We start from the raw sequence: 7,192 nt of genomic DNA, 5'->3' as shown, positions 1-7,192 counted from the left end.
GATGTGGACTACTCCATCCAGACAAAACTGATTGAACTCTCCGAAGATGATGCCGTCAAGTTTCTTAAAGAAAAGTTCATCACTGGGAGAGAGGGATTCTTCTGCCTGAAATCGAGTAAGATAGGACTTACGCAGTACCCCTTTGAAAAAAATTATCGCGCAATTTTATCCTTGAGAAATGAGTTGATTCCTACTTTCTGGATCTCCCATTTTATCAAGTATGGACTGTTCCCTGTGTTGTAATGCTCGAATTCAAAACGCAAATACGCTCTTAATGCACAATTTATGTGATTCTTTTGAGCAATTCTCTTTCGAACAGGACATTTTTCGAGACAGCAGATTTCTTTAATCACGCGATGGTAGTTTTCAATCGTCCAACAAATTGACTGCAGATTTTTTCGATCTGCATAATCCATCTGAAGAATATTTGTCGCCCAATATCTATCCTTTCCTCTTGGATTTACTGAATGAAAAATACGAATAAATCCGTATTTCTTTAAATGCACCTCCAATCCATCTGCTGGAAGTGTTAGTGAACCAACCCCAACATTTCCTGAACGATCAGGGTTCACCTGACGATTTTTCTTTAGTCGAGTAAACCAATTTAACCCTAAATTTCGGATAAATTTTAGATTTTCAATGCCGGAATACCAACTATCAAAAAGGATCACGCTGGGAGTAAAACCTCGATCTATCGCAATTTGAATCATTGCCCGAAAATGATCGTTTTTTGACATTTCATCTTCATCAGGATCATAAAGGCGATAATCAAGTGGGTATGTATATGAGCCATCAGTCCATACCAAACTAATGAGCCCGATCCCTTTTACAACTTTATGATGCTTCCCACTCCATTGATAATAAGTCATTTCGATAAATTTTGAGTGAATCTTATCGATTACTGTATCATCAAGGACAAACCAACCACTCGTTTTCTCGACATATGGTTCAACCTCTTTCCACAACGCCTCGTTAGTAAGAGACTGTCTCGTCAGAAATCGGTTAAAAGAGTCATGTGCAATGCTGATACCAATCTCGGAATAACAATCAGCGGCTTTTACGCAAGAGGCATCACATTGAGCTGCCATTAAAAAGTGAATGTAGTCTTTGTCATCACATTTTGGCAATGGGGGCACGAATCTATTTTATTGTACTAATAATATATTGATCTTTCGGTCGAAGGACCGTTTCGCGTAAGTCCTATATGATAAAGATGTTGATGACAAGACAAAAAATGATCATCTACAGGAAATGGCGCAAACTGCGTATAAGAGAGGATTTACTCCTTCATTTATCATGTTTGATAGTTGGTATTCCGGGAATGAGAATCTTAAAATCATTAACCGCCTTGGGTGGAACTTCTTCACACGAGTTAAGAAAAACCGGATGGTAAATCCTGATGCCCTTGGTAATGTAAAAGTGTCAGAATTAGCTATTCCTGAAGAGGGATTGGAAGTCCATTTGAAAAAATATGGATTTATTCGTCTCTTTCACTCCCTTAACCGAAAAGGTGCAAGTAGGTATTGGGTCACCAATTTTCTTCCGTTGAATAATGAAGATAGGCTTGTTTTACAGTCAATCTGTTGGACAATTGAGAATTATCACAGGGCAATCAAAGAATTGTGTGGTGTTGAAAATTGTCAGGCGAGGAAAGCAATTATTCAACGAAATCATATTAACTGCTCATTAAGAGCATATTTACGACTCGAAGTTAACAATTTTTTGAATGGTGTTACTCCGTACAATGCTCAATGGCAAATTACAAAAGTTGGGATATCAGAGTATATTCAGAGGCCAAAATATGCGCTATAATTTTTTTGGAGGTCGGTCTGCGTAACTCCTAAAAAGTACATTCACTCCAATTTTGATGCCATTAATACGATGATTTTGCGCTATAATTGGGTGATTGCATGAAGTTTTGAGGGGAAAAACTTCAACTGGCAAATACTCTTTTTCGATGAAATTCTGGAAAAATTAGATCACGATAGTGGATGATCTCATTGAGTGTCTGAAGTCAAAGTGGCAAACTTAGGATGGATCACCCTGATGCTCATCAGTAACTCTGGCCGACATCATCGAGACCATTGCAACATAAGCATCCACCTTGAATTTTCGTTTAAGCCCGGCAGCATTCATATACCTGATGGTTCCAAAGACCGGTCGCTCTTTCCAGGGACGGTCATGTCTGCCAAAACACCAGGCAATCCCGGCAAAACCATTCGGATCCCGTCCGTCCAGGAGATATCGGTTGTTAAGCAAGAGGGCAGTTTGATATGCATCCCCAGGCTGCTCAGACCATTCAAGTATCTTTTTACCCCAGTACATCCGGAAGTATCCATGCAGATAGCCGGTCAGAGTGAGTTCGGTCTGCATGGCATTCCAGTATGGATCATGGGTTTTAGCCCGGTCCAGTTCTTCACAGGTGTATGAGTACTCTCTTTGGTCATTACAATGAGTATCCAGCGTACGAAATGCCCACTCCGGGATTGCAGACTGATACTGATCATATTCCTGATTATAATGGACATAATTGAACGCAAGTTCCCTCCGTACCATCAATTGCTCAAGGAATTCAGTGGTCGACAAATCCTGTACTGCATTCACCGTTTGTGCGACCCGGAGAGGAGAGATCATACCAAAGTGCAGATATGCACTGAGCCGTGATGTTGCACGGGCAGTCGGGTCATTTCGGGATTGATCATAATTCGCCAGACGGTTTTCCACAAACCATGATAGTTGAACCCGTGCAGCATGTTCGCCACCACGTATCGGGACCGGGAGATCAGACCTATCGATCTCAAGGTGAGAAAGAAGTGCGTCAGGATTTATATGCGGATGCGCTCCTTCATCCCATCCAAGTGACGAATTACGTAGAGTTCTGGGTGTAAGATCCACCATGAACCGGGAAAACTGATTGGTTATCTTTGGTCTGAATGTTCCCGCTGACCATTCCATTTTTGGTGATGCTGTCGCAACCGGAACAATCACCCCGGACTCAACCATGATAAACGGGCATGAGACTGTCTCCTTAACTTTTGAACACCATTGATGCTGAATCCGGAGATACCCGTAATCGGTAATCAGGAGGCAGGCATCCTCTGCCATCGATGGAACAAGAATCCCGGGATCACCAAGGAGCACCTGCAGCCTGATATTCCGCTCCGCGAGAGAATGGCTTACATCAAGCAACCCTTCAACAAGGAATTTATAGTGTCTGAAGGTAGCATCAGGGAAGGTATCAGTCAGGATAAAGATAACAAGGAGGGGCTTACGTAGATGATTCGCAGATTCAATAGCATATTCAAGGGCATGATTATAATCAGTCCGCACAGCATTCTGCATCCAGTACAGAACATAAGCACCATGTTGTCTCTCGTAACCAGCATCAGAACCATGGACCCGTTCCGCTTGTATCACGGTTATCTTCTCCGAAAGAGTTCTTCCAGTTTTACTCGTGAGAAAGAGACAATCGTAGGTCGTCCATGGGGACAGGTATATGGTTCAGCAGTATAGGAGAGCTGGCTGATGATCTCCTCGCCCTGTTCAGGAGTGAGGATGACACCAGCTTTCACCGCTCCCCGGCAGGCTACCAGGCGGGATACCGATTCATGCATCCGGCTCTCCTGACCACCGGTAAGAATTCCTGAAATAATTTCTTTTATCGCTTCAGGATCCTCAGATCTCCCGAGAACAACCGGAACCCCCCGCACACACCAGGTGTCCTTCCCAAATGGCTCAATATGAAATCCTTCTTCCTCAAGATCTGATTTGAGTTCAGTCAGCAGGTGAACTTCAGATGGGCTGAAAGAGAGAACAACTGGTACCAATAGTTCCTGCGACAGGGTTCCCTCACGTTGTTCCCGCTTCAACTGGTCATAACGAACCCGCTCGTGGGCAGCATGCTGATCAATGAGGATCAGATCACCGGCTTCATTAGAAGCAAGCAGATAGGTAGCAGCAACCTGCCCGATATAGGTAAGAGAGGGAAACCGGGGTTCACCTGCAGAATCCGCCGGTTCCATCTGAAGACGACTCTGGCGAAGCTGTCGTGCAGTTGTACGGTATCCGGCTAATGAGGCTTCATGAACACCCGGCAACGGAGACATCCTGACATGGTACTCGGAAGAAACACTATCACTCATTTGAGTATCAGGAGATTGGATGAGTTCTGATCGCTCTGTTACTGAAACCGAGTGGGAGAGGTCATTTCGCTGGAGGGTTTCCTTCACCGTTGATGTGATAAATTTTAGAAACTCGGACTCGTCAGATATCCGTATCTCGCGTTTGGTAGGATGAATATTTGCATCAACGCGTGCGGGGTCCAGCGTTATCACCAACACCGCAACCGGGAATGAATATGATGGGATCAGGGTTCCGTATCCTCCCCTGATCGCCCCGGATATACGGGACGAAACGATCATTCGCCCATTAACAGCAATCAATATCCGCTGGGTATTCTGTTTGATCAGTTCCGGGTGGGAAATATACCCTTCCAGGGAGATTCCGTGATCCTCCCCCTTGATAGACAGCATCTGTACGGCTTCATCAGGTCTCAACGCACGCAGTACCTCGCCCAACGTGCGGGTACCATGACTCGTAATTTTTTCTTGCCCGTTCAACAGGTACCGGAACGTAATTTCAGGATAGAAGAGACAGAAGACCTCGATCACTGAGGATAACCGTGAGAGTTCGGTTGCCAGACTTTTCAGGAATTTCCGCCTCGCCGGGGTGGTAAAGAAGATCTCCTCTATCGTAAGGGTGGTGCCAACCGGAGCACCGATGGCTCCCTGCTCGAGAACCTCACCCCCACTGATAATGACCCGGGTTCCTGCTTCTTCACCCTGGGGTCGGGTCACCATGGTAACATACGCAATCGCAGCAATGCTGGCGAGGGCTTCACCTCTGAAACCAAGAGTGCGACAGGTGTTCAGATCCTCTGCGGTCTGAATCTTACTGGTCGCATGGGGAAGAAACGCCAGAGGTACCTCTCCGGCAGGGATTCCATGCCCATCATCGATGATGCGGATCCGTGATACCTCCTTTCGGCTTGAACTGATCTCAACTGTAATCTGCGCTGCACCGGCATCGATTGCATTCTCGATCAGTTCCTTGACGATGGATGCGGGACGTTCAACCACTTCACCGGCAGCAATCTGGTTGACCGTCTCTCCATCCAGAATACGAATACGGGTGGATGAAACACTGGTCACGATGGATCCTTTACTCTTTGTTTCAGATCGGCTAGCAGGGAAAGAGCCTGAAGCGGGGTTAAGGTGTTGACATCAAGCGCATCAAGTTCTTCCCGTAGGGGATCCGGCCGTAATGGTGATGGAGTGGATACCATTGGCGCATCAACAAGGATCATCTGGGTATACCGCTTGACCCCACCACCTGGTGACTCATCACCCCGCATGATCTTCTTCATGAGATCCTCAGCTCTCCCGATAACCGGGACCGGAACACCGGCGAGTGATGCAACATGAATACCATAACTGCGATCTGTTGCACCGGGAATGAGTTTACGTAGAAATACCACATCCTTGTCGGTCTCCTTTACTGCGAAGTGACAGTTTCGCACTCGTTTCAGATCTTCTTCTACCCCAACAAGTTCATGAAAATGGGTTGCAAAGAGAGTCCGGGGACCACGGTTCCGTTTTCCATGCAGATGTTCCAGAACCGCCCGGGCAATACAATACCCGTCAAGCGTACTGGTACCTCTTCCAATTTCATCGAGAATGACCAGACTCTGTTCAGTCGCATGATTCAGAATGGTGGCAAGTTCCAGCATCTCAACCATGAATGTACTCTGACCGCTTGCGAGATCATCAAACGCCCCAACCCGGGTAAAGATACGATCCACCAACCCGATTTTTGCATATGCTGCCGGAACAAAACTGCCCATCTGTGCCATCACAATGATCAGGGCAACGCTCCGCATGTACGTGGACTTACCTGCCATGTTGGCACCGGTGATGATCAGGATCTGCTCTCCAGATGCACTCATCTCAGCGTCATTGGGAACAAAGCCACTGGCGAGTGAGGCCTCGACAACCGGGTGACGACCTTCTCTGACCAGAAGAGCCGGTTCAGAGGTGAGATGGGGACGTACATATCTGAACTTGAGAGCTACCTCTGCCAGGCTGGCAAAGAGATCAATCCTCGCCACTGCATGAGCGGTCAGTTGCAGATCAGATACCTGTTTCCGCATCGTTGCCAGAAGATCGGTGTAGAGTTCCTCTTCCAGAGTTAGCAGACGCTCATCGGCTGTTGCAATCTGCGATTCCACCTCCCGGAGTGCAGGAATGGTGAAGCGCTCTCCGTTGGCAGTGGTCTGGCGACGCTCATAATCAGGAGGAACTGATGAGAGGTTCGCCTTGGTTATCTCAATGAAGAATCCAAACACTGCATTATAACGAATTTTCAGAGATTTTATGCCGGTCCGCTCTTTCTCCTGCAGTTCAAGATCTGCAATCCATTGGCGCCCGTCACGAGTGATAACCCGGAGCCGATCGAGTTCTTGATGATATCCATCCCGAATTACGCCACCTTTTCTGATCAAAAGGGGAGGATCATCAACGATAGAACGCTTCACCAGAGAGACTAGATCACTCATATCCGTGATTTCGCTGACTGACTGACTGACTAATTCTGGTACATGAGCAAAACCATTGAACTGAGAACGTATTGACAAAGCAACCTGTAGTGAGTTGCTCAGGGTGATCAGATCACGCGGGCTTGCATTTCCATATGATATCCTTCCGGCAATGCGCTCAAGATCGGCATAGCGGTGTAGCATGCGTCGCAGATCCTGTCGCAGCACGGTCTCCTGTGTAAAGAACTCAACTGCATCAAGACGGTGATTAATGGCATCAACAAAACGGAGCGGAGCAGTAATCCAACGCCGCATCAGTCGCCGTCCCATAGGAGTCAGGGTAAGATCCATCGTCCCAACCAATGTTCCTTCCTCGGTCCGATCCCGGATATTGGAGACAACCTCTAGATTCCGAAGGGTGACTGCATCGAGAACCAGATATTCAGACTGCAGATTCCGTGACAGGGATCTGATATGAGCGAGGGGATCAAACTGTGTTTTCTGCGCATAAGCGAGTGCAGCTCCGGCAGCAGTCACTCCTGCAGGAATATCTCCACATGCGAGTGAGTCGAGTGAACTCATCATAAACTGCCGGCAGAG

General features: G+C 46.9%; 4 protein-coding genes and 1 pseudogene. 1 reads left to right on the top strand and 4 read right to left on the bottom strand.

Annotated features, from left to right (window positions below; genetic code table 11):
* Positions 1-152 precede the first annotated feature (152 nt).
* The gene (locus LUQ50_RS10475; RefSeq protein ID WP_300039781.1) at positions 153-1,088 is read right to left on the bottom strand and encodes a transposase; all 936 of its coding nucleotides are present in this window, start codon (positions 1,086-1,088) and stop codon (positions 153-155) included.
* Positions 1,089-1,200: 112 nt separating this feature from the next.
* On the opposite strand from LUQ50_RS10475, the pseudogene LUQ50_RS10470 reads away from it, so the two are divergent.
* Positions 1,201-1,812: pseudogene (locus tag LUQ50_RS10470) on the top strand (transposase); the annotation flags it as partial.
* A gap of 216 nt (positions 1,813-2,028) precedes the next feature.
* Here the strand turns inward: LUQ50_RS10470 and LUQ50_RS10465 are convergent.
* From LUQ50_RS10465 to mutS, 3 genes are all read right to left on the bottom strand, one after another.
* Positions 2,029-3,417, bottom strand: a complete 1,389-nt coding sequence (locus LUQ50_RS10465; protein ID WP_300039780.1) for a deoxyribodipyrimidine photo-lyase — start codon at positions 3,415-3,417, stop codon at positions 2,029-2,031.
* A gap of 2 nt (positions 3,418-3,419) precedes the next feature.
* Positions 3,420-5,210: a DNA mismatch repair endonuclease MutL gene (mutL, locus tag LUQ50_RS10460; RefSeq protein ID WP_300039779.1), complete on the bottom strand. Its 1,791-nt coding sequence runs from the start codon at positions 5,208-5,210 to the stop codon at positions 3,420-3,422.
* A partial coding sequence (gene mutS, locus LUQ50_RS10455; RefSeq protein WP_300039778.1) for a DNA mismatch repair protein MutS occupies positions 5,207-7,192 on the bottom strand: 1,986 nt, incomplete at its 5' end. The genes mutL and mutS, both read right to left, overlap by 4 nt.

It is taken from the genome of Methanospirillum sp., assembly GCF_028679455.1.
Taxonomy (GTDB): Archaea; Halobacteriota; Methanomicrobia; order Methanomicrobiales; family Methanospirillaceae; genus Methanospirillum.
Note: the sequence above shows the minus strand (reverse complement) of the source record. Positions and strands in the feature narration are given on the sequence as shown.

Bases quoted from the DNA above. Each gene is read 5' to 3' on its own strand.
- LUQ50_RS10475 (WP_300039781.1), bottom strand. From the start codon at position 1,088: ATGGCAGCTCAATGTGATGCCTCTTGCGTAAAAGCCGCTGATTGTTAT.